The sequence below is a fragment of the Rasiella sp. SM2506 genome, assembly GCF_050859505.1.
Taxonomy (GTDB): domain Bacteria; phylum Bacteroidota; class Bacteroidia; order Flavobacteriales; family Flavobacteriaceae; genus Marinirhabdus.
In genome coordinates this window covers 601,383-625,220 of the sequence record NZ_CP193934.1, presented here as the reverse complement: position 1 = coordinate 625,220, position 23,838 = coordinate 601,383, and the positions used below count along the sequence as shown (strand labels likewise).

16 protein-coding genes are annotated in these 23,838 nt (G+C 38.7%); 12 read left to right on the top strand and 4 right to left on the bottom strand.

Annotated features, from left to right (window positions below):
- Positions 1 to 58: 58 nt before the first annotated feature.
- Positions 59 to 1,348, top strand: a complete 1,290-nt coding sequence (locus tag ACQ2HF_RS02990) for a phenylacetate--CoA ligase family protein (RefSeq protein WP_432412037.1) — start codon at positions 59 to 61, stop codon at positions 1,346 to 1,348.
- Positions 1,349 to 1,603: 255 nt separating this feature from the next.
- Here ACQ2HF_RS02990 and ACQ2HF_RS02985 read toward each other — a convergent pair whose 3' ends face one another.
- On the bottom strand, positions 1,604 to 2,254 hold the full coding sequence (locus ACQ2HF_RS02985) for a hypothetical protein (protein ID WP_432412036.1): 651 nt from the start codon (positions 2,252 to 2,254) through the stop codon (positions 1,604 to 1,606).
- Positions 2,255 to 2,261: 7 nt separating this feature from the next.
- Entirely contained in the window at positions 2,262 to 3,083 is an 822-nt protein-coding gene (locus ACQ2HF_RS02980) for a universal stress protein (protein WP_432412035.1), read from the bottom strand.
- A gap of 356 nt (positions 3,084 to 3,439) precedes the next feature.
- On the opposite strand from ACQ2HF_RS02980, the gene rimP reads away from it, so the two are divergent.
- The 4 genes from rimP (at position 3,440) to ACQ2HF_RS02960 (ending at position 8,708) form a co-directional block, all read left to right on the top strand.
- Positions 3,440 to 3,901 (top strand): ribosome assembly cofactor RimP, encoded by a 462-nt coding sequence (rimP, locus tag ACQ2HF_RS02975; protein ID WP_432412034.1) that lies wholly within the window; start codon positions 3,440 to 3,442, stop codon positions 3,899 to 3,901.
- Between the two features lie 8 nt (positions 3,902 to 3,909).
- Entirely contained in the window at positions 3,910 to 5,142 is a 1,233-nt protein-coding gene (gene nusA, locus ACQ2HF_RS02970) for a transcription termination factor NusA (protein ID WP_432412033.1), read from the top strand.
- Positions 5,143 to 5,203: 61 nt separating this feature from the next.
- On the top strand, positions 5,204 to 8,014 hold the full coding sequence (gene infB, locus ACQ2HF_RS02965) for a translation initiation factor IF-2 (RefSeq protein WP_432412032.1): 2,811 nt from the start codon (positions 5,204 to 5,206) through the stop codon (positions 8,012 to 8,014).
- 148 nt (positions 8,015 to 8,162) lie between these two features.
- Positions 8,163 to 8,708: a hypothetical protein gene (locus tag ACQ2HF_RS02960; protein WP_432412031.1), complete on the top strand. Its 546-nt coding sequence runs from the start codon at positions 8,163 to 8,165 to the stop codon at positions 8,706 to 8,708.
- A gap of 121 nt (positions 8,709 to 8,829) precedes the next feature.
- Here ACQ2HF_RS02960 and ACQ2HF_RS02955 read toward each other — a convergent pair whose 3' ends face one another.
- Positions 8,830 to 10,194 carry an acyl-CoA dehydrogenase family protein gene (locus tag ACQ2HF_RS02955; RefSeq protein WP_432412030.1) on the bottom strand — a complete coding sequence of 455 codons (1,365 nt, stop codon included), beginning with the start codon at positions 10,192 to 10,194 and terminating at the stop codon, positions 8,830 to 8,832.
- Between the two features lie 105 nt (positions 10,195 to 10,299).
- On the bottom strand, positions 10,300 to 11,436 hold the full coding sequence (locus ACQ2HF_RS02950) for a peptidoglycan DD-metalloendopeptidase family protein (RefSeq protein WP_432412029.1): 1,137 nt from the start codon (positions 11,434 to 11,436) through the stop codon (positions 10,300 to 10,302).
- A gap of 179 nt (positions 11,437 to 11,615) precedes the next feature.
- On the opposite strand from ACQ2HF_RS02950, the gene ACQ2HF_RS02945 reads away from it, so the two are divergent.
- The 7 genes from ACQ2HF_RS02945 (at position 11,616) to ACQ2HF_RS02915 (ending at position 23,836) form a co-directional block, all read left to right on the top strand.
- A complete protein-coding gene (locus tag ACQ2HF_RS02945; RefSeq protein ID WP_432412028.1) occupies positions 11,616 to 14,633 on the top strand; it encodes a sensor histidine kinase in 3,018 nt (1,005 codons plus the stop codon).
- Entirely contained in the window at positions 14,630 to 15,274 is a 645-nt protein-coding gene (locus tag ACQ2HF_RS02940; RefSeq protein WP_432412027.1) for a response regulator, read from the top strand. The genes ACQ2HF_RS02945 and ACQ2HF_RS02940 overlap by 4 nt, the downstream gene beginning before the upstream one ends.
- Before the next feature lie 111 nt (positions 15,275 to 15,385).
- Positions 15,386 to 15,883 carry a T9SS type A sorting domain-containing protein gene (locus ACQ2HF_RS02935; protein WP_432412026.1) on the top strand — a complete coding sequence of 166 codons (498 nt, stop codon included), beginning with the start codon at positions 15,386 to 15,388 and terminating at the stop codon, positions 15,881 to 15,883.
- A 37-nt stretch (positions 15,884 to 15,920) separates the two neighbouring features.
- On the top strand, positions 15,921 to 16,589 hold the full coding sequence (locus ACQ2HF_RS02930; protein ID WP_432412025.1) for an outer membrane beta-barrel protein: 669 nt from the start codon (positions 15,921 to 15,923) through the stop codon (positions 16,587 to 16,589).
- 10 nt (positions 16,590 to 16,599) lie between these two features.
- On the top strand, positions 16,600 to 19,890 hold the full coding sequence (locus ACQ2HF_RS02925; RefSeq protein ID WP_432412024.1) for a beta strand repeat-containing protein: 3,291 nt from the start codon (positions 16,600 to 16,602) through the stop codon (positions 19,888 to 19,890).
- A 3-nt stretch (positions 19,891 to 19,893) separates the two neighbouring features.
- Positions 19,894 to 23,262, top strand: a complete 3,369-nt coding sequence (locus tag ACQ2HF_RS02920) for a hypothetical protein (protein WP_432412023.1) — start codon at positions 19,894 to 19,896, stop codon at positions 23,260 to 23,262.
- Positions 23,243 to 23,836, top strand: coding sequence for a hypothetical protein (locus ACQ2HF_RS02915; RefSeq protein ID WP_432412022.1), 594 nt, complete (start codon positions 23,243 to 23,245; stop codon positions 23,834 to 23,836). The genes ACQ2HF_RS02920 and ACQ2HF_RS02915 overlap by 20 nt, the downstream gene beginning before the upstream one ends.
- Positions 23,837 to 23,838 lie beyond the last annotated feature (2 nt).

Here is a 23,838-nt window from a genome sequence, read left to right as displayed (position 1 = left end):
CTGTCTAAGGATACACTCGTGATCTTTAATAGGCTTAGACTGACAAAAATTTAGACATATGACCCCAAACATAGCAACAAAATCCCAGTCCGAAATAACTCTTTTTCAGCAACTAAAGTTGAAAGAGACCTTAACCTATGTTTCAGAAAATTCACCCTTCTATAAAAAAGTATTTGCCGAAAATTCTATCGAAATCGGCCAAATAACATCCCTGAAAGACTTGCAACAACTTCCTTGTACCACCAAGGACGATTTACAACAGCACAACGATAAATTTTTCTGTGTTCCGAAAACTAAAATTATAGATTATGTAACCACATCGGGAACAATGGGAGAGCCCGTTACCGTGGGTTTAACCGAACAGGATTTGGTGCGATTGGCTTATAACGAGGCTATTTCTTTAGCTGCTTCCGGTATTACGAGTGAAGACACGGTACAACTTATGACCACGTTAGATCGTAGGTTTATGGCGGGTTTGGCTTATTTTTCGGGACTTCGGGAATTAGGTGCTTCAGTAATTAGAGTGGGATCTGGCGTACCAGAATTGCAATGGGATAGTATTTTAAAATTTGAACCTACGTATATAATTTGCGTGCCTTCATTTTTATTAAAACTGGTTGCGTATGCTACAAAAAATAAGATTAATGTTTCAGAAACATCGGTTAAAGCGGCCATTTGTATTGGGGAACCTATTCGTGATTCAACTTTTAAGCTGAATGCTCTCGGAAAGAAAATTTCAGAAGCCTGGAATATAGATTTATATTCAACCTATGCTTCTACCGAAATGCAAACCGCTTTTAATGAATGTTCCGAAAAACAAGGAGGTCATCTTCATCCCGAGCTTATTATTGCCGAAATTCTGGACGAAAATAATACTCCGGTAGCCGCAGGGAAAATAGGCGAACTTGTTATAACGACATTGGGAATTGAAGCGATGCCATTGGTGCGATTTAAAACAGGAGACATGGTGCAGGCGCATACTGAGCCTTGTTCTTGTGGTAGAAATACCTTGCGATTAGGAGCTGTTGTAGGAAGAAAACAACAGATGATTAAGTACAAAGGCACCACCTTGTATCCTCCTGCGATGTACAATTTGCTACAGGATTTTAAACAGATACAAAGTTTTGTTATCGAGGTTTTTCAAAATGAAATAGGTACTGATGAAATCTTATTAAAAGTAGTTTCTGACGATCTTTCTGAAGCTTTTAAAAACACTTTAAAAGATCACTTTAGAGCAAAAATCCGCGTAAGCCCAGGTATTGAATTTACTACCCAAGAAAGAATTGAATTACTCCAATCTCCAAAGATGAGCAGGAAACCCATATTGCTGGTAGACCGACGTAACTAATTAGAGCATTTGGTGACTATAGACACTATGTTTTTAAATTTGCTTATCTGGAGTAAAAACAACAAGCAACTGAAAAGAAAGCGCGCGACGATGATTACTCTGGCATAACTAGAGGAGCATCTACATACACAGAATCTAGTTAAATAATTTTTGAAATGCGGGATGACTTAGGCCTTTCTCATGCTACATTAGGTGCGTACGGGGAAATCTCGCCCCGAGGTTTGTAGGTAAATTACCATCAGATATTTAATTAAGCTACTTATTTAGAATAGGAACACTCTCGGTTAACAAGCGCCAGGTATATCCTAATGAGCTGGTTTGATCCAAGTCGAATACGGAGTAATATCGTTTCATATTTTTTGAATTCTCAGGATCTACCGTAATAACTTCAAGACTTTCGGGATTGTTATCCTGGTGAATGGAAAAGCCATTTACCACAAGTTTCCATTGGTTGTTTCGTAAGATGTACAAATAATGTTTGGTAAAGACCGGGTCTTTCAATTTTGCCTTAACCAGCAATAGATCACGATCAAACTCAACAAAACGAAGTGTTGTAAGTGTTGCGCCATAAGCCCCTGGAATTACAATGTTTGGAGCAACAGCATCTTCAAAATTAATAGTGGTTTTGCCGTTGCGCTTGTCTACATTGTCAACAGCAGCAAAAAAGGGTTTCCTGTTAGACAAAAAATTTGCGGTTACTGCTCCCTTTGGAAGTTTTGGTTCTTCAAGTATAGGGAGGTTTTCTTTTGGGATATTTACGGGAATGGTGGTTTCATCTGTATTTGGACCAATAATATTTTTAGATTTTTTTTGGGGGGGGGCTCCGCAACCTATAATAAGGCACACAGAAAGTATCGTGGCAACTTGCATAAAAAAATTGGGTTTGTTGCCTTTTATAACGGTCATATTTCAATTAAATTTTAAAAGTGATTACAGGCATATTGGCGTGGTTTACCAAATCTTCACTTATACTGCCATTAAAGAAGTGGGAGAGTCCCTTTCTACCGTGTGTACTCATTCCTATAAGTTGCGCTTTACTATCTCTAGCAAATCCTAAGATGCCCTTTTCAACACTAGTGTCGCAGTAAATGTTGGTTGTATAATTTTCAACACCCATTCCTTTTATAAAATTACTCATGATGTCATTTATCTCTGTGTTGGTTTTGAAGTCGTTTGGCGTGTTCACAAACAATAAATGTATTTTAGCGCCTACGTCTTTGGCAAATTTTTGCGCTTGGTTAAAAGGTTTGCGACATTCTTCTGAAAAGTCTGTTGCAAAAACAAAATCTTTAATGTCGAAAATATCATATTCGTTTTTAATCACGAGCACGGGTATTTCAGAAGTACGTACCACTTTTTCGGCATTACTACCAATAAACATTTCTTTAAAGCCACTGGTACCGTGTGAGCCCATCACTATAAGATCTATATTTTTATCTTTCACGGTAAGTTGTACATCGTCATAAATTTCACCGTGACCTATAGCTTCGTATACATTAATATCGAATAAGTAGTCTCTTTTTAAAACTTCTTCAAATTTTTGATTGGCTAGTCTTATAAAATAAATTGACTCTGGTTTGGCGCTGGTACTACCGCTAATAGCTAGATGGGATGGTAAATCTAACGAATGTTCCAAATAGATTTCTGCATTGTTTTTTGTGGCGATAAGGGCGGCCACTTTTAAGGCATTATCTGCTTGAGGTGAAAAATCTGTAGGGACAAGGATGCGTTTCATAGTGGTATGGTTTTAAAGAACTCTTTTTTTTGACTTTTTCTTTTACAAATAAAGTAGATCCCGTAAAATACGCGACAGGCGATGTTGCCTACAAATTTTGAATTTTTTATTTCCGTAGCTAAGGCGCTACAAATAAAAAATTACTTCAATAGGGTATAAAAGCCATAATTCTCAGTTCCAAACAAAAGTCAAAATAGTTCTATGTTTAGCTATCAGGAAGGTACAAAAAATTAATCGGTTTCGCTTTCTTTTTTTAATTCTGAAATTTGTACTATATTTGCACCGAATTTGATACGCAACAAGTAGAGGGGACACTAAAAGTCCCCTCTTTTTATAGCCCAAATTTAATAGTGACAATGCAAAAAGAAGTAGAAAAATTACTAAACGACGCCTTAGCAGAAAAGCCAAACCTTTTTTTGATTGATCTTTCCATTGTGGGAGACAATCAAATACGCGTCACCATTGATGGTGATACAGGTGTATCTGTCCAGGACTGTATGGATGTGAGCCGTGCTATTGAGCACAATTTGGACAGGGAAGAGCAAGACTTTTCTTTGGAAGTACTTAGTGCGGGAGCTTCGGAACCCTTAACTATGATACGCCAGTATAAGAAAAATGTTGGGAGATCGCTTCAGCTTAAAACTGAAAGTGACACCCTAGAAGGCGAGCTAATAAAGGTGACAGAAGATGCTGTAACCCTAAAATGGAAAGCTAGAGAGCCCAAACCTGTAGGAAAAGGAAAAGTGACCGTTCAAAAAGAAGCGACCATTCCGTACAACGATATCGTTGAAGCAAAAGTGATGATAAAATTTAATTAATAGATGCCATGGAAAATTTAGCATTAATCGATTCATTTTCTGAATTTAAAGACGACAAGCAAATAGACAGAGTAACGCTTATGGCGATACTTGAGGAAGTATTCAGAAATGCTCTTAAGAAGAAATTTGGTAGTGATGATAATTTTGATATTATTGTAAACCCAGATAAGGGGGATTTAGAGATTTGGAGAAACCGAATTGTTGTTGCCGATGGTGAAGTAGAAGATCCAAATGAGGAAATTTCATTAACTGAAGCCCGTAAGATTGAAGATGACTTTGAAGTTGGTGAAGACGTTTCTGAAGAAGTAAAGTTAATGCAGTTGGGCCGTCGGTCTATTTTGGCATTGCGTCAAAATTTAATTTCTAAGATTCACGAACACGATAACACAATTATTTACAAGCAGTTTAAAGATCTTGAAGGAGAAATTTATACGGCTGAAGTTCACCATATTCGTCATCGTGCAGTAATTTTGTTGGATGATGATGGAAACGAAATTATCCTTCCAAAGGATAAGCAAATCCCTTCAGATTTCTTCCGTAAAGGAGATAATGTTCGTGGGATTATTGAAAGCGTCGAATTAAAAGGAAATAAACCAGCGATTATTATGTCGCGTGCCCATCCAGTATTTTTAGAAAAATTGTTTGAGCAGGAAATACCTGAAGTATTTGACGGCTTAATCACCGTTAAAAAAGTAGTGCGTATTCCAGGTGAAAAAGCAAAAGTAGCTGTAGATAGTTACGATGACCGTATAGATCCAGTAGGAGCCTGTGTAGGGATGAAAGGAAGCCGTATTCATGGCATAGTTCGTGAATTAGGGAACGAAAATATTGACGTAATTAATTATACTGAAAATATAACCCTATTTATTACACGTGCGCTAAGCCCGGCCAGAGTGACTTCGGTTAAAATTAACGAAGAAACCAAAAGAGCTGAGGTTATTTTGAAGCCGGAAGAAGTTTCAAAAGCAATTGGACGTGGAGGACACAACATCCGTTTGGCGGGACAATTAACCGGTTACGAAATTGACGTATTGAGAGAAGGTGCTGAAGAAGATGTAGAATTAAGAGAATTCTCGGATGAAATTGATAGCTGGATTATAGACGAATTCAAGAAAATAGGATTAGACACTGCAAAAAGTGTATTGGAACAAGATATTGCAGATTTGGTAAAACGTACCGATCTAGAAGAAGAAACCATTCAAGCAGTGGTGAATATATTAAAAGAAGAATTTGAGGAGTAGTTTTAAGGTAGCATACATTTTAACTACTTTTACAACACTTTAGAAAAAAGGAAGCATTTTTATGGCTGAAACAAAAACAATGAGGCTGAGCAAAGTATTGCGCGAATTCAATATCTCGCTAGATCGTGCCGTGGAATTTTTAGGTTCCAAGGGATACGAGGTGGAGGCACGTCCTACCACCAAGATATCTGGTGAAGAATATGAAACGCTGTTTGAAGAATTTCAAACAGACAAGAGCAAGAAAGTAGCCTCAAAAGAAGTCGGCGAAGAGAAACGGAAGGAGAAAGAAGAGCTGCGTGTTGAGCGCGAGCGTGAGCTTGAAGAAAAAGAGCAGAAAGCCGAAGCCAGAAAAGTAATTAAAGCCGAAGCTAATTTAGGAGGCCTAAAACAGGTTGGGAAAATTGATTTGGACGCTAAGAAAAAAGTTGTCAAAGAAGAGGTTGTTGCCGAAGCACCGAAAGAGGAAAAGCCGAAAGAAGAAGCTACAACCCCTAAAGAGGAAAAGGTAGTAGAAGCTGAAGTTACTCCAGCCGAAGAAAAGCCTAAAAAAGAAGTTCCTGAAGAAAAACCTGCTGCCAAAAAAGAAGAAAAAACCGAAAAGGTTGAAGAAGCAACTCCAGTTGCTAAAAAAGAAGAAGCTAAAGAAGAAATTAAAGAAGAAGCTAAAACAAAGGCGGAAACTCCAGCAGTAGAGGTTAAAAAAGAAGAAGCTACTTTAGGAAGCGATGTAGTGGTAACTACCTACAAAAAACTAGATGGTCCTAATTTTACAGGAAAGAAAATTGACCTTACACAGTTTAAGAAACCTGAGAAAAAGAAGAAAGAAAAAGTAGACCCCAACAAAGAGAAACGCGGGCGTCGCAGACGTATTAGTAAAGGACCTGGAACTACAGGAGGCGCAAGCCCTAGCCGAGGAGGAGTTAAAGGGAGAGGAAGAACAAATGTTCCAAAAGAAGAGCCTACCGAGGAAGAAATCCAAAAACAAGTACGCGAAACGCTTGAAAAACTTCAAGGGAAATCTTCTAAAGGAAAAGGAGCTAAATACCGTCGTGAAAAACGAGATACCCACCGTCTAAAGACTGAAGAAGATTTAGCACAACAAGAGCTAGATAGCAAATTATTGAAAGTTACAGAATTTGTTACGGTAAGCGAAGTTGCTACTATGATGGATGTTCCTGTAACCAATGTAATTTCTGCGTGTATGACACTTGGAATGATGGTGACTATGAACCAGCGTCTGGATGCCGAAACTTTAAGCATTGTAGCAGATGAATTTGGGTTTGAAGTAGAATTTGTAACGGCAGATATTGAAGAGTCTAATATAAATGATTCTGATGCGCCAGAAGATTTATTGCCACGTGCGCCAATCGTTACCGTAATGGGTCACGTAGACCACGGTAAAACTTCCCTACTGGATTATATTCGTGAAGAAAATGTAATTGCAGGAGAAAGTGGTGGAATTACCCAGCATATTGGAGCGTATGGAGTACAATTAGAAGGAGGGCAAAAAATTGCTTTCTTGGATACACCAGGTCACGAAGCCTTTACCGCGATGCGTGCAAGGGGTGCTCAAGTAACCGATCTTGCTATTATTGTAGTAGCCGCAGACGATGATATTATGCCGCAAACCAAAGAAGCTATCAGTCACGCGCAAGCAGCTGGGGTGCCTATTGTATTTGCGATTAACAAAATAGATAAGCCTACAGCAAATCCAGAGAAGATTAAAGAAGGCTTAGCACAAATGAACTTACTTGTTGAAGATTGGGGTGGTAAAATACAATCGCACGATATTTCAGCAAAAACAGGAGAAGGCGTTAAAGAATTATTAGAAAAAGTATTGCTAGAAGCCGAATTATTAGAGCTTAAAGCAAACCCAGATAGATTAGCCAAAGGTACTGTGGTAGAAGCATTCCTGGACAAAGGTCGAGGATATGTTTCAACAATATTAGTACAAGCGGGTACTCTTAATATTGGAGACTACGTATTGGCTGGTCAACACAGTGGTAAAATTAAGGCAATGCAGGATGAGCGTGGTAATAACGTGAAAGCTGCAGGCCCTTCAACGCCAGTGTCCATCTTAGGATTAGACGGTGCACCACAAGCGGGTGATAAATTTAATGTGTATATAGATGAGCGTGAAGCGAAAGATATTGCAAACAAACGTACACAGTTACAACGTGAGCAATCTGTAAGAACACAACGTCATATTACACTAGATGAAATTGGACGTCGTATTGCATTAGGTGACTTTAAAGAATTGAACATTATCCTGAAAGGTGATGTGGATGGTTCGGTAGAAGCCTTAACAGATTCGTTCCAGAAATTATCTACGGAAGAAATTCAAGTAAATATTATCCATAAAGCAGTTGGACCCATTACCGAAAGTGATGTATTGTTAGCCTCTGCTTCCGATGCGATTATTATTGGATTTAATGTGCGCCCAATGGGGAATGCACGCCAGATAGCCGATAAGGAAGAAATCGATATCCGTACCTACTCAATTATCTACGCAGCCATCAACGATTTGAAGGATGCTATGGAAGGAATGTTATCTCCGGAGATGAAAGAGGAAATTACCGGTACTGCCGAAATTAGAGAAACCTTTAAGATTTCTAAAGTAGGAACCATTGCAGGTTGTATGGTAACCAGCGGTAAGATTATACGTAACAACAGTATTAGATTAATACGTGAAGGTGTTGTAATCCATACAGGTGACTTAGATTCGCTAAAACGTTTCAAGGACGATGTAAAAGAAGTAGCAAAAGGCTACGACTGTGGGATCCAATTAAAGAACTACAACGACATACAAGTAGACGATATCATTGAAGGCTTCCAGGAAGTAGCAGTGAAGAAAAAACTGAAGTCTAAGTAAGCAGTTTTCAGTTGCAGTATGCGGTAAAAAGTATAAAGGCTTTCAGAATTAATTCTGAAAGCCTTTTTTATGCGGAATTGCTTATTATTAACACTACGATTATTTAGGAACTTTTCTTCTTTGTTGTAATATTGTGAGCATATATTTTATGAAAAATTTAATAGTAATTTTAATTTTAGCAGTTTGTTTAGTTGGGTGTAAAAATGATGATGATACCATTTCTCCCATTACTGAAGATAATTCTTTTTCCTGTTATGTAAATGGTGAACTATTCTTGCCAAAAGACAGAATAGGATTTCCTACACAGGCCCATGGAATTAATGTTGATGTATATCCTGAGACAAATGATTGGGTATTAGGTTTTACGAACCACGGCACCAATAGGAGTGTAACATTGTTTTTAAAAAATGTAACCACAACAGGTGAGTATCCAGTTTTTGCAATAGAAGGTGACTTTGGCGCTCCATTTGAGCTTACTAAGGTTCATTATTCTGACACACATCTAGATGATTTGTTTGTCTCGACAGATGATACAGGTAATATTAACGTTATGGAGCTTACCCTAAATTCTAGAATTGTTTTAACTTTTGACAATTTAATTTTAGATGGATTGGCCTTAGATGGCACTGTGAATACTGATACATTGATCTTAACAGATGGGATGCTTAATATAAATCTTGACACATTAGATTAAGAGGTAGCTAAGATTAGAAATAAACTTTAATCAATTTTCTCTGCGCTAGTGCAAGCGTCTCGCTCGTACCTTACATAACAGTAAGCACCACCAACTACCCGCTACTGTCTACCAACTCATTTTACGATACAAAAGCACTATACCCGGTAATCGCCCTACCCACAATCAAAGAGTTAATTTCCTTCGTGCCTTCATAGCTATAAATCGCCTCTGCATCTGCTACAAAGCGGGCTACGTCGTATTCCAGTAAAATACCATTACCACCCATCACTTCTCTGGCGCGACTTACCACGTCTCGGGTTCGCATACTGCAAAATACTTTCGCAAGGGAAGCGTGTTCGTCTGTTAAGATATCTTGATCCTGCATTTCGCTTAAACGGAAACACATGGTTTGCATCGCGGTAAGATTGGCCACCATTTCCACCAAATGATTTTGAATTAACTGAAATCTAGCAATAGGCCGCCCAAACTGTTCACGCTTCTTGGTATATTTTAAAGCACTTTCATACGCACCACGGGCGCAGCCTACCGCTTGCCAGGCAACCCCGGCGCGCGTCATTTTTAATACTTTGGCGGTGTCTTTAAAGCTATCGCATTTTTGGAGTCGGTCGCTTTCCGGGATGCTACATTCGGTTAAGGTTACGATGGCGTTTTGTACCGTACGTAGCGCCATCTTATTTTCCATTTTTTCGGCTTTATAGCCAGGGTTATCGGTTCGAACTATAAATCCTTTTACGGCATTGGTTACTTTTTCACGTGCCCAGATAATGGTTAAATCACTAAACGTAGCATTACCAATCCATTTTTTTTGTCCGTTAAGAATCCATTCGTCTCCTTCTTTATAGCAAGTAGTTTCCATGCCGCCAGCTACGGCAGATCCTACATTGGGTTCGGTAAGTCCAAAGGCGCCAATAGCTTCCATACGCTGCATTTTAGGAAGCCATTCTTCTTTTTGCTCATCACTGCCGCAGAGGTAAATGGAACCCATTGCAAGCCCACTATGTACCCCAAAAAATGTGGAAATTGAAACATCTACTCTGGCAAGTTCCATGGCCATAATGCCTTCCATTAAAAAAGTTTCGTCGGGACAGCCATAGCCTTTGTAGGCTATTCCGCAAATATTAAGCGCTGCCATTTTTGGAATGATGTGATGGGGGAATTCTGCTCTGTTCCAGAAATCATTGGCAATAGGTTTTACTTCCTTTTCCATAAACTGACGTACCTTCAGTTGTATTTCGCGCTGGTGAGGGGTTAATTTTAAACTCAAATCATAAAAATCACCATCAATGGGTGGTAGTTTATGTTGTCCTTTTCGGGCTTTGGTTTTCAGCATCCGCATTAAGCCAGCCATCTGGCGATCGTCTAGTTCGCCAACGGTTTTCATGACTTCGCCTAAGTCTATTTTTTCGGATAGTTTAGCGATGGCCTGCACGTCAACCGATTTTAAAACTGAAAAAGTATTTTTAATTTTTGAGAAAATGGACATAGAAATGAAATTGAAATCGAAATCGAAGCTGAAACTGAACTAGGATCCGAAAATTTATGAAACTAAAGATACTCTCAATAGGTGTGGCGATGCCTTAAATATCTGTTAATTTGAAGGCAGAGCTTCTACACGGTTTTCAGGAACAAATCCCTTTGTGCTATCTTTCGCCACTACGTGAAACCAACTACCATACTGTCCAAATACTGAAACCGTATCATTCTTTGAGAGCGTGCCTACTTCCTTTAAGGCAGAAGAGGGGCCTTGATAGATGCTAATTTTATTTTGTTTTATAATCCCTCGCGTGGTAGTGTTTAAAGAAGCTATTTCGGGAATCTCGGTTTGTTTGACGTAGGGATATGGATTTACAGGTCCCGTACCTCCTTTATAAATACCAAAATGCAAATGGGGTGCTGTCGTTTTAGCATTCCCTGTATTCCCTACAAATCCAATAGTATCGCCCAATTGTACACGCTGTCCTTCTTTTACATTAATACTATCTAAATGTGCGTAATACATGGTTTTGCCAAACAATCCATCCCGCAACCAAACTTGTTTCCCTCCTAAACCTCTATCACCGGTTGAGGAAATCCGACCATCAGAAATTGCAACGAGTGGAGTGCCTCTAGGTGCAAAAATATCAATGCCTTCGTGGGAGCGTTTGCCTCCATCCCGAGAGGCTGCCCAAAGACTTTGTACATTGTTATTTCCAGCACCACTTACAGGAAATGCGTAGGTAGGTTGCGTATAGATTTTAAGCTGAAAGGGAAATACTCGTTTCATTTCCGGCTGCACCGTTATTTTATAGAATCCGTATTTTTCAATAGTATATATAAGTTGGCTGCTATCTCTCTCGGAAGCTTTTAGAAGTTTAATAGATTTTGTGGAATCTTCACTTTTTTGAAACAATTCGATGAAAATTTGGGCAGAATCGGGTTGTTTTTGGACTGAAACAATCAATTTTTCACCTTCTCGAAGTTGTACATCATAAGAATATACGTTAAAATTTTCAGCAGAGAAAACACCACTTTCTGCATAGGGAAGGGTTACAATAATACTGTCTTGTTGTGCTTTGCTAAAGGCCTCTTTCCATTGCACTAACAGGGAGTCACCTTTTTCGAATGTCCTGTCATACACTTCTCTAGCGGTGGGTTGGGTCACAACATCGGTCACTTTCTGGACTTGTTCGCATCCTATAAATAGTAGTAACAGCACACATAAAGCAAGAAAATTCGGTTTGTTCATAAGCTGTTTTTCAGCAGAAATTGTACCAAAGCTACCAAATTATGCGGTTCAAACTATGAACAGGATTCGTTTTAAGAAGGATATAACATTCAGGTTTGTATTCCTTCCGAAGAAAATAGTGTAGGTTCCTTTACCCAAATAAAAGTATATTTACTGAAAACCAACCAAATCCATATATTTTGGAAGCTCTTCAGTTCCACCAAAATTTTAATCTGTTACGCTGTATTGCCTTTGTTTGTATCTTATGGATACCCTTGGGAACTATGGCGCAGGATAAAAAAGTTACCCATAAACTTTTTGGTAAGGATGATGGATTGGCACTTGATATAATTCGGGACATGGTTTTTGATGATGATGGCTTTTTATGGCTTTCGGGGAGTATTCTTGATACTCGGGAAATAATAGCGGGTAATAAAAAGCTTGCGTTGCAACGTTTTAATGGTAAAACATTTCACAACATTGTAGTTCCTGATGGATTAGGCATCCATGCTATTGTGAAATTTCATAAACGTGCCGATGGGACTTTTATCTTAAATACGAACGTAGGTCAATTTTTACATTTTGATCCATTTACTATGGTTTTTACAAAAATCGGATTAGAATTTGATCACATATCCTCTCTATACACTTTTGAAGAAAAAGAGTATTTTCTGGCTCAAAAAGGCAGGGAAATAACATTTTTTAACTTAGAAAAAGATCTTACAACAACGCCTTTATTTTCCTTTACAAGTTCAGAAAATAAATACGTTTTAAATACTTCAACCAAAATCATTCAGTTAAAAAATCATTGGTTAGTGACGAGTGATAACATGGCTATAAAGGTGTTTACCAGGGAAGGTGCTTTTGTCAAAAAAATAGTAACAGATAAAACGAAACAATTAAATACGAAACAAAGAATTCTTTGGATAGATGAAGTTTTTAATTTGTGTGATAAAAAAGCAGTGTTTTTTCATAACAATGCTACTCTGCATTATATAGATGAAGAAGCCCTGGATATTTTTCCGTACAACATCCCCAACAACCAATTGTTTTCATCGAATATAGATTTTGTAACCGATGCTAAAGGCAATGAATTGTTACTAAATGAATATGAAGGAATACTACAATTTAGTTCAATTTCTCAAAAAAGTGGTATCGATCCTTGGTACAGCAATGAAGAATTCGATGGAAAAATAGCGTTACATACCGTTTCTTTAAATCTGCAACAGGATCTTTGGATTGGGACTAGTACTGGGCAATTGCATCATTTTAAGTTTTCAAAAAAGAATGTCAAGCAGATACTTCCAGAGTACCAGTTTAGGGGGGTTGCCCATTTAGAAAACGACACCTATTTGCTGGGTACAGAAAATCAGGGTTGGCATCTTTTAAACACAAAAGATTTCAGCACTCAAAAAGTTGTTTTTAACAAAGAGACCTCTGGGAATTTTCCAAATAGTTCGCGAAATTTTATTAAAGATAAAAATGCCATTTGGAGTAATAGTGGATCTGGGATGGTTGAGGTGGATATGGCCAAAGGTACTTCAGCGTATTACAGCCATTACCCCATTACATCGCTTGAGCAAATAAACGATTCTATCCTACTTTGTGGCACCAATAAGTATCACCTACTTTCTTTTAATATACGGAGTAAGGTTTTTGAGGAAATCTTACAAAGCGACACTTTAAATATGCAGGACCTTGCCTATAATGCCAACAAAAACCTACTGGTGGTCGCCACATCACAAGGAATGTTAACCTATAATACAGCCACTAAAGAAAAAAAATTCTACAATGATCCCAGTCAGTTAGAGGATACCTATCTATTAATGGCAGATTATGATCCAGACCATGGTTTTTTATTGGGAAGTAGGGAAGGAACTATTGTTGCCTTTAATGAAGACGCCAAAACGTTTAAAACTATTTACAAAGATGCGTTGGGCGCAGGAGTAGCCACTATTTTGTCAAGAGGTGACGTATGGTGGGTGAATACTTTTAATGGATATGTGCGTTGGGATACTACCAATAATACCGTTACGAGATTTTCTACCAAAGACGGATTTAGCCATAATGAAGCCAATAGGTATAGTGCCTTGGATACTGGAGATGGCTTGTTTATAGGCAGCTTAGCAGGACTTAACTATTTTGATCCTGAAAAAATTGCACCTGAAGTAAGCAAATCAAAACTCCAAATACTTAAAATACGAAGCTATAACGACGATCAAGGAAAAATAGTTGATGCATTTGATAGAAGTCTTTTTTCTGATAGTCTTACCATCACACTTCCTGCAGAATTTAAGGAGTTACAAATTGAATATGCACTTACTAATAATGTAGAAAACAGACCCTATAGTTTTCAATACCGTTTGGATACTAATGACTGGATTTATGTGCAACAGGAACAGCAAATTAGATTTCCTAATCTGGCAGCAAAAAATTATAATTTACAAATAGAGGCTTTGGACTTTTCGGGGAAAAAGGTTGGAGAAGCGTTGCAGATAGCCATTATTTCTAAAAACTTTTTTTACCGTACGTGGTGGTTTTATTTATCGGTTTCTATAACCTTGGTTTTTCTTCTATTGTACCTGTTGGATAAATCCAGAGAGAAACAGCGCATGCAGGAAAAGTTTGCAGTAGCTCTTTTATGGTCTCAGGAAAAGGAACGCAACCATATTGCAAAAGAGTTGCACGATAGTGTGGGGCAACAACTTACCCTTATTAAAAAGAAAACACAACAAAAAGGAGATGATGATTTAACAGACTTAACCAATACTGTTTTAGAGGAAGTACGCGCTATTTCGAGAGGCTTGTACCCGGCAAACCTGAAAGTATTGGGCTTAAGTGAAAGTATAGAGCAATTAATTTATGATCTAGATGAACAGTTTGACACGTTCTTTTCGGTGAACGTTGAGAATGTGGACCGTTTTTTTAATGAAGCCGAAAGTTTAAATTTGTATAGATTTGTGCAAGAGTGTATAACAAATAGTATGAAACATTCTAGCGCAGGCGCTATTAGTGTTGAGGTAGCTGAAACACCCTCAGAAATACAAGTGGAAGTTTCGGACAATGGAAAAGGGTTTCAGGTAAACGAAGCTCAACTGCAAAATAGCTTAGGCCTTAAAACACTTTCCGAGCGTATAAAAATTGTAGGAGGAACCTTAGAGATAAAGAGTAGTCATCATAAAGGCACCATAACCACAGCCATTATTCCTAAAAAATGAAAAAAAACATTAAAGTTTTAGTGGCAGACGATCACCCAATGCTCTTAAAAGGGTTGTTGCAGGAATTTCAAGAGAACGGATATCATACGCTTTTAGAGGCGACTAACGGAGCTATTGCTTTAGAATTGTTGCAAACCGAAAAACCAGATATCGCAATTTTGGATATTGAAATGCCGCTACTCACGGGTTTTGAAGTAATTGATAAAGGAAGAACAACGGCAACAAACACAAAATTTATAATCCTAACATCACATAAAGAAAAGGCATTTATCATAAAAGCCAAACACCTTAAAATAGATGGCTACCTGCTTAAAGATGAACCTTTTTCTGAAATGGATAATTGCATTCAAAGTTTGTTAGAGGGAAAAAAATACTTCAGTAAGACTTTTGAATCTATTTTTGAAGAGCACGTAGCTCCCGAATTAACTAAGCTTAATTTTTTGTCACCATCCGAACGCACTATTTTGAGGTTGGTCGCGCAGAATAAATCTTCCAAAGAAATTGGGGAAATTATTAATATTTCCTACAGGACCGTGCAAAAACATCGTACGAATATTATTGCCAAACTGGATTTGGATACGGCACCAGATGCTCTGTTACTTTGGGCACAAGCCAATAAAGCGCTTATTTCTACAATATAAGAATCGCTCAAGTACGCACTACGTACCCCTACGTAAAAATGGACATGGGGTGCGTATTGATTTGCGTAACGGTAAGAATTACATTTGGTTAACTAGTCAAATGTAATTCTTATGATGCCAAAACTACTCGCCGTTGTGATGCTTTTTATCACGTACGGAACTCTTTTTGCACAGGAAACAGTTCGCTCTACCGTGGGCGTAAACGGAAGTTCTATCACGACAACAGTTTCAGGAAAACAGTATATCGTTCAGCAGAGTGTGGGGCAAGCCAGTGTTATTGGTAACCACACCGCTCAGGATATCACAGTGCTACAGGGATTTATTCAACCACCCATTAAAATTGAAGGAGTTTTGGACGAGGACAATTCGCTGCAAGCCGTAGTGTATCCCAATCCTTTTAGCAGCAACGTGCAAGTGCGATTTTCTGAAGACATAAATGCACCGCTTTCTATTACACTTTACGATATTTCAGGGCGTGTTGTTTTTTCAAAAGAAATGGCACCAGCCAGGGAAATACAATTGGATTTCGATTTTTTATCTAGCGCTAGTTACTTGCTATCTATTTCGCAGGCAAAGAAACAATTTACCGCCACACTTATTAAAAACTAACCAAAACCAACCCCGCTTTTAAGGCAGGGCAATACGTATGAAAAAAATTACTTTTTTACTCCTTATAGCAATTTCCAGCTCGGCTTTCTCACAGCAAATTTTTGTTGAGGCAGGAAAGGTGTCTTCAAATTTCGAATTTAAAAATAGTAGCGGAACCTTGCTTGAAAACCTGAACCCAGTGACCACTAATTATATTTCGGCAGGCTATGCACACCGTTTTTTTACCGACGGCTTAAACATTAACCTAGGCGCTTCTCATAATAGTTACGGCTCCATTGGAAGCGATAATGCCTTGGGAAATTATTTTGAATATGACGTGGATTACGTAGGAATAAATTTGGGGTTTGATTATAACGTATACACCTTTCACGACTTCACTTTTTTTCTGAAAGCTACGGCATCCTACGAATTTTTGGTACAAGGCACACAAACTCTCAACAACCAGGTTTTCGACTTGAATGGAGTGGAGGAGTTTGACGATGCGGGGTTTTTCTTCCGCGGAGGTCTGGGTGTGGCGTATCCCATAACAGATGCCACGAGTGTGTATCTTCAGTATATGTACGGGCAAAGTTTAGATTTGGAGGACGCTACCTCAACCAGTAATGAAAAACTTAAAATTTCAATGCATATGATTGGGATAGGTTTTAAAGTAAACCTTCCGCAGAAAGAAGTTGAAACGATAGAAGAAACCGAAACCGAAGAATAAACAACAACCCATGAAAAATATAATCACTTTAAGTTTGTTGTTCATAGCAACATGCAACACACTAGCTCAAACCGACGGATTGAGCTATCAGGCCATTATTATAGATCCGAATCCGCAGGAATTACCTGGTGTGGATGGTGTCAATAACATATTAATACATACCGATGTTGTTTTCCGCTTTACGGTGCTAAATGAAAATGGCGCTGTAGAATACCAAGAAACCCAAAACACCACGACCAACGCTTTTGGGATGGTGAACTTAACTATTGGGCAAGGCGTGCCACAAACGGGTCTTTTTACCGAAATATTCTGGGAGGGTAAGAAGAAAGACCTACAAGTAGAAATAAATATAGAAGGCAGCTTTAACCAATTAAGCAAGCAAGGTTTGTTGTTTGTACCGTATGCATTTCACAGAGATATAATTGCTACGGGGTTTCTGGATGTAACAGGCATTACAACACTAGGCAGTGATCTAACTGTTGATGGTACTACCAATCTTAACAAATCACTAAGCGTAAATAATAACAGTGCCACTTTATTAACGGGTTCGTTAACGGTAGATAATTTTACAAGACTTAACCATACACTTACCGTAACTAATGAAAGTCCTACAGCTCTTACAGGAACCCTTACGGTCTATGGTGTAACCGCACTGGGAAATTCACTGGAAGTTGGAGGCGATACCTACTTAAAAAGAGAGTTGAAGGTAGACGGAAAAACCACGCTATATGATAGTCTGGACGTACGTAATGAAAGCCCAACGCAGCTTACAGGAACTCTTCGCGTATATGGCATCACCAATTTTGAAAGTGATGTGAATATTAATCAGGGCGGTGATCTAAATGTTTCTGGCGATTTAAATATTGAAGGATCTACCACCTTTGATGGCGACTTAACCGTAAATGGAAATACGAATCTTAATAATGAGTTGAATGTAAACAACGCCGCTCCAACAAATTTGTCCGGTACTTTGGTAGTGGAAGGCGCTACCCAGTTGGCAAATAACTTACAAGTACTTGGTACTACCAACCTTGAAAATAGTTTGGATGTAAGCAACCAAGCGGCTACTAATCTTTCGGGAACGTTAACGGTACAACAGGAAACAAACCTTAATAGTGGCCTTAACGTTAATAACGGCAGCCCCACAGTGCTTTCAGGAACTTTAAATGTGGATGGTCTTATAGGCTTTGGGAAGGATGTAACTATAGAAGGCATCACAAACTTGAACAACAGCCTTAATGTGAATAATGGTGCAGCAACAAATCTTTCAGGAACGCTTACCGTGGATGGAACAACACAACTTAACAACACCTTAGAAGTAGGAGGGGCAACCACATTACAAGACGAGTTACAAGTGCTTAATGGAAGCGCCACGAATCTAACAGGATCTTTAGATGTGCTAGGAGCAGCAACGCTTAACAACACCTTAGAAGTTGCCAATGCAAGCGCAACTTCGTTAACAGGAATGTTAACCGTAGATGGGGAAACAATCTTAAATAATACACTAGAGGTTGCCAATAATGCCAGTACCGAATTAACAGGAGAGCTTTTGGTGAACGGAGTAACAACCTTACATAATGACTTAGCTGTTTCTGGAGGAGGTACTACCCAACTTACCGGGACCTTGTCTGTAGACCAAGGAGGATTTTTTAACAACGCGCTTCAGGTTCTCAACGGAAGTGCTACAACCTTAACTGGTACGCTGGGAGTTACTGGCGTAACAACCTTAAACGATGCATTAAATGTTACAGGAGGTGCCGCTACCAATATGTCTGGAGCTCTAACCGTAGATGGTGCCACCAATTTAAATAACACAGTAACAATTGCCGGAGCTACGCTTATTAATAATGATTTAACGGTAACAGGACTTGCTTCTTTAGGGGCATTAAATACAAATGCCATTAGCGTATCTGCAGACTCGCCTAATTTTGTTGCTACGTTTCAGAATACTAACAATGGTAATGGAGATGGTATCGTGATAAAACTGGGAAATAATCACGGAGCCTATAATGGAGACGCTTCTGTAACTGCTCCAGTAAATGCAGATGGTTACCTGGAAATAAGCGCAATAGCAGCCGTTGCTGCTTTACAAGGTCCTATAGGTGTACTACAAAGTAAACTTACTGCTACAAATCCTACGTCTCTTACACCTAGTGATATTTTACAACTAGTACCTACTAGTTTTGCTGCTGGAGCTATAGCAGGAATAGGGAACGGCATTATCGATTATATAAATGATGTAGATCCACCAGGACCTATTAATGATTTGCTTCCAGTTTCGTTTCCTGAGATTACTATTCCACAAACAACACTATTACCGCGAACAGTCATTACAAACTCGGTAACGGTGCCTATAATTGGACTTACCATACCAGGAGTAACGATACCAGAAGTGATACTTCCGCGGATTAATTTTACGCCAGGTTTTGAATTATTGCCAGAAATACCCAATATCCCACTTCAAGGGATAACCATAGATATACCACGGGTAAATGTTGGAACCGTAACCGAATCCTTAACAAAAGAAAACGAGTACGTGACCTTCCAGGATAAAGACGGTCGTTGGGTAGGTGCCATTAGAGCGCAATCCACAGAGGACTTTGTAAATAATACCGTTCTCGATCCCGTGTATGTTTTAAATGTAGCCGCAGGATTTGTAGGAGTAGATCTTGCAGATGGTTTGGCAACGGGAATAGCAGAGATCACCAATATTGTAGACTTGTATAACAAAATAGGGGTTGAATATGCCTCTGGGAATGGAGATTATGCAGAGTGGTTACAACGTGAAGAGTATAGCGAATACATTACCGCAGGAGATATAGTAGGTGTAAAAGGAGGACGTATTACCAGAGACCTTACCAATGCAGAACAGGTAATGGTAGTGTCTTACAAACCTATCATCTTGGGTAATTCTCCCGAAAAGGAAAAAGTTCACTTAGGAAACAATGTTGCCTTTATGGGGCAAGTTCCGGTTAAAATAATAGGTCCTGTAAGAACTGGAGATTTTATTGTGGCAAACAAAGCGGTTAATGGCTACGGAAAAGCAATACATCCAAACAATATGACTGCTGAAGATTTTAAAGTAACAGTGGGTCGTTCTTGGGATGAAAATTTAAACGAAGGCCCTAAAATGGTAAATACAGTGGTAGGAGTTCATAATGGAGATTGGGCAAACATTATTATAAAACTGAAACAAAAACAAGATGCATATCAGACCAAATACCAAGTCCTTGAGAAGCAAGTAGAATTGCTGGATCAAAAAGCAGATAAGGCAGTATTGTTTAACGGAAAAAGCAAATAGACCATGAAGAAGTTACTACTTTTAGTATGTTTGGTAGGGTATGCTGTAACAGCGCAGACCGATGGCATTAGCTATCAATCTGTTATTTTTGATCCCGCCGTACAAGAAATTCCAGGGGTTGATGTAAAAGGTAACGTGCTGGTAAACGAAACCATAGAAGTAAGATTCACCATTATAAAGGCTTCGGAAAGTGCGGAGTATAGAGAAGTGCAAACCACAGTAACCGATGCCTTTGGTATGTTCAGTGTTAGGATTGGTAACGGCACACCAGATTTTGGAGATTTCAGTACAATACTTTGGGATGCAGCCCCAAGAGAGCTGAAAGTGGAAATAAAACTAACGGGTTCAGAATTTAAATTTCAGGAAAATAAAGAACTGGTGTTCATTCCCTATGCGTTTCATCGAAATGTACTCATTACCAAAACCCTAGATGTAGAAGGAAATACAATTTTAAAAAGCAACCTAATAGTTAATGGGCGAACGATACTGAATAGCGATGTATTTGTAAATAACCAGTCCGAGACCATGTTAACAGGTAGTTTGAGAGTAGATGGAACCACTGTATTAAACGATTCCTTGACTGTGGCAAATGGTTCCTATACGATTCTTTCGGGATTGTTGAATGTGGATACTGAAACCTTACTTAAAGATTCTTTACGGGTTCACAAAAGAACGCGCTTAAAAAGTGATTTAAGAGTAGACGAAGAAACCAACATAGGTAATGGTCTTAATGTGGAAGCTCAAGGTGCTACCGTTTTTACTGGAAGCTTAGTTGTGAATGGAGAGACCACTGTCTACAATGATGTAAACGTAAATAATGAAAGTAATGTAGCCGTTTCGGGAGATGTATTGGTAGCAGGAACAACCGTTTTTAATCAGGATCTTACCGTTACAGGAATTACCAATTTAAATAATGACTTATATGTAAATAATGCCGCGCCAACTGCCTTATCCGGAACATTAACCGCCCAGGGACCCACTAGATTTGAAACAACGCTTGTGGTTAACCAGACTACAAATTTAGCTGGTAATTTGAATGTGAATGCACAAAGCCCAACCCAACTTTCGGGATTACTTACTGTGGGAGAGACTACAAATCTTAACAACAGCCTTACCGTAAATAACCTCGCTCCAGCAGATTTTTCCGGCGATCTAACAGTGGGTGGAAATGCTATTTTTAATGATGATGTTACTATTCTTGGGGTCACAAATCTTAACAATACATTATTTGTAAATAACAATGCTGAAACTAACTTTTCGGGAATGTTACAAGTGGACGAAGCAACACTTCTTAATTCAACTTTGGATGTGGTTGGAGTTGCCAATTTACAAGGTTCTTTAACTGTGAATAATGCTAGCAACACCAATTTAACTGGCGTGATAGATGTTGATGGGGCGACTACTTTTAATAACAGTCTGTTAGTAGCTACCAACAGTGCAGCTGCTTTAAGTGGTACTCTTACAGTAGATGGAGCGTCTGTGTTGAATGCTGACGTAGTAGTTTTTGGAAGAGGTTCAACAAGCCTAACTGGAACACTGGACGTTATTGATGAAACAAAATTATTGAATGATTTATATGTGCTTAACAACAGTGCTTCAGTTTTAAATGGAACACTCACTGTGGACGGAGAAAGCACGTTTAATAATACGTTACGTGTTAATAATGGTACTGCCACGAGTTTTACAGGATTACTAGCTGTGGATGGCATGGTTACTTTTAAAAACACTTTAAATATTGCAAACGCAAGTGCTTCAGGATTATCTGGTGCATTAACCGTAGGGGGAATATCAATGTTAAATAATACGCTAGATATTACAGGCGTTGCTTTAGTGAATAATTCTTTGACTTTGGAAGCAAACCGTACTAGTTTTCTATTGGGTGGCGTTTCTTCAACAAATTTAACTATCGCCGATGACCAAGTAGCATCTGTTACGACATTTCAAAATACAAACAATACGAGCGGAGATGGTATATTAATAAAATTAGGAAGAACACACGGGGCGTATAATGGTCCTGCGGGAACTAACAATCCAGGAGATTATCTTCAAATAAACAACCCTTACCTTAGCGCATACCAATCTCAAATACAAACGGTTGGTAATTTATTAGCTACCACAAACCCAAATGGGGCTTCAATTAATGTAAGCGACATTGTTGCACTTGTTCCTGCAAACTTAGTTTTGGGACAGTTTGGTTCTATTGGAAATACTATTATTGGTGTTATAAACGACAAACTTGGGCTTCCATTCGATTTTCCTGGGTTTACCATTCCTGAGTTTACTATTGTACCTGCAGTGACAATATTCCCGGGTTCTGGTAGATTATGTTCAGGGCGCTATTGTTTTAATCCGTGCACATTTTTTAATTGTACCATTTGTATTCCACCTATTGAGTTTTGTGTTCCCTCATTACCCGCTATTGTAATACCCAGAATTGCATTTCCAACCACGCAAATTGTGCCAACAATAAACAATATTATTCCTGCAATTCCGGAAGCGTTACCAGAAATAAGTAATGCAAATATTCTAACCATACCTAATGTTACCGCAACTACAGTGGCTAATTCTATGAGCTCATCAAACGCCTTCTTATCATTTCAAGATAAGGAAAATCGTCAAACAGGAGCCATTGTAGCGCAGTCTACGGCAGATTTTAGAGATAATACCGTCCTGGACCAGGTATACGTGATTAATGTGTTGGCAGGATTTGTAGGTGTAGATTTAGTAGAAGGATTAGTAGGTGGAGGTACCGAACTTTCAAATTTAATAGATGTGTATAATAAAATTGGCGTTTCATTTGAATCTGGTCACGGAGATTATGCCGAATGGCTCCCAAGAGAAGATGTTTCAGAATATCTTACAGCAGGCGATATTGTAGCAATTAGAGGTGGAAAAATTTCTAAAGACCTTACCAACTTCGAGCAAATTTTAGTGGTTTCTCATAAGCCCATCGTCTTAGGGAATACGCCCGAAAAAGAAGCTACCCCTTTAGGAAACCCAGTAGCATTTTTGGGCCAAGTGCCTGTAAAAGTGATAGGGCCAGTAACTCAAGGCGATTTCATTGTAGCAGACACTAAGATTTCTGGCTACGGAAAAGCAATTTCTCTAGAAAATATGACGCCAGCAGATTACAAATTGGCAGTGGGAAGATCCTGGGAAACCAATACAAACGAAGGCCCTAAGCTGGTGAAGATTGTGATGGGAATTCATAACAATATCATTGCACAGGATGTAGCTTCCATTGAAAAACAACAAGAAAACCTAGACGCCAAAATTAAAACGCTTGAAGAACGTTTGGCAAAAATTTCAGAAAAATTACAGAACCCTTCAGAAAATAAAATAGAACTAGATTATGCGACTATTATCAAATAATAACATATTTGCTTCCCTTCTTTTGGTGAGTCTTGGGATTTTCAGTCTTTCTGCGCAGCCTACGGTTACCGATACCAGTACCATTACTGGCGATGAGCTTAAAGATATGATGGCGAATGAGGAGGTGCTAAAAGAATGGATTACCAAAGTGCAAACACCAGGAGTGATTGTGGAAGGTGGCAAAATGATTTTTAGTGACGAAGCTCAAAAGCTAGCTCAAGATGCCGCCTATAGAGCTGAGGTGTATAAAAACGAATACACTATTGCAGACATTAGAGAGCCCATCGCAAAATTTGAAATCCAAAAAGCTTTCTGGCGTATGATACACCTGTATCCAAACGATAAAGAAACCATATTAAAATTTATGTATGCGTATGATAAAGTGGTGTCGGCAGATAAATTAGTGACGGCTTCATTTTATACCTACGCGTTTTTTGACCCAGAAATCACAACGATTACAGACGGAAAACCCAATGTACATAGGCCCGACCTTTTTGAAGAGTATCTAAGAACTACCAAAGAGATTGTAACCTATATCGCGGCTTTACGTGAACAAGAAAATTCTGCCAAGTAACT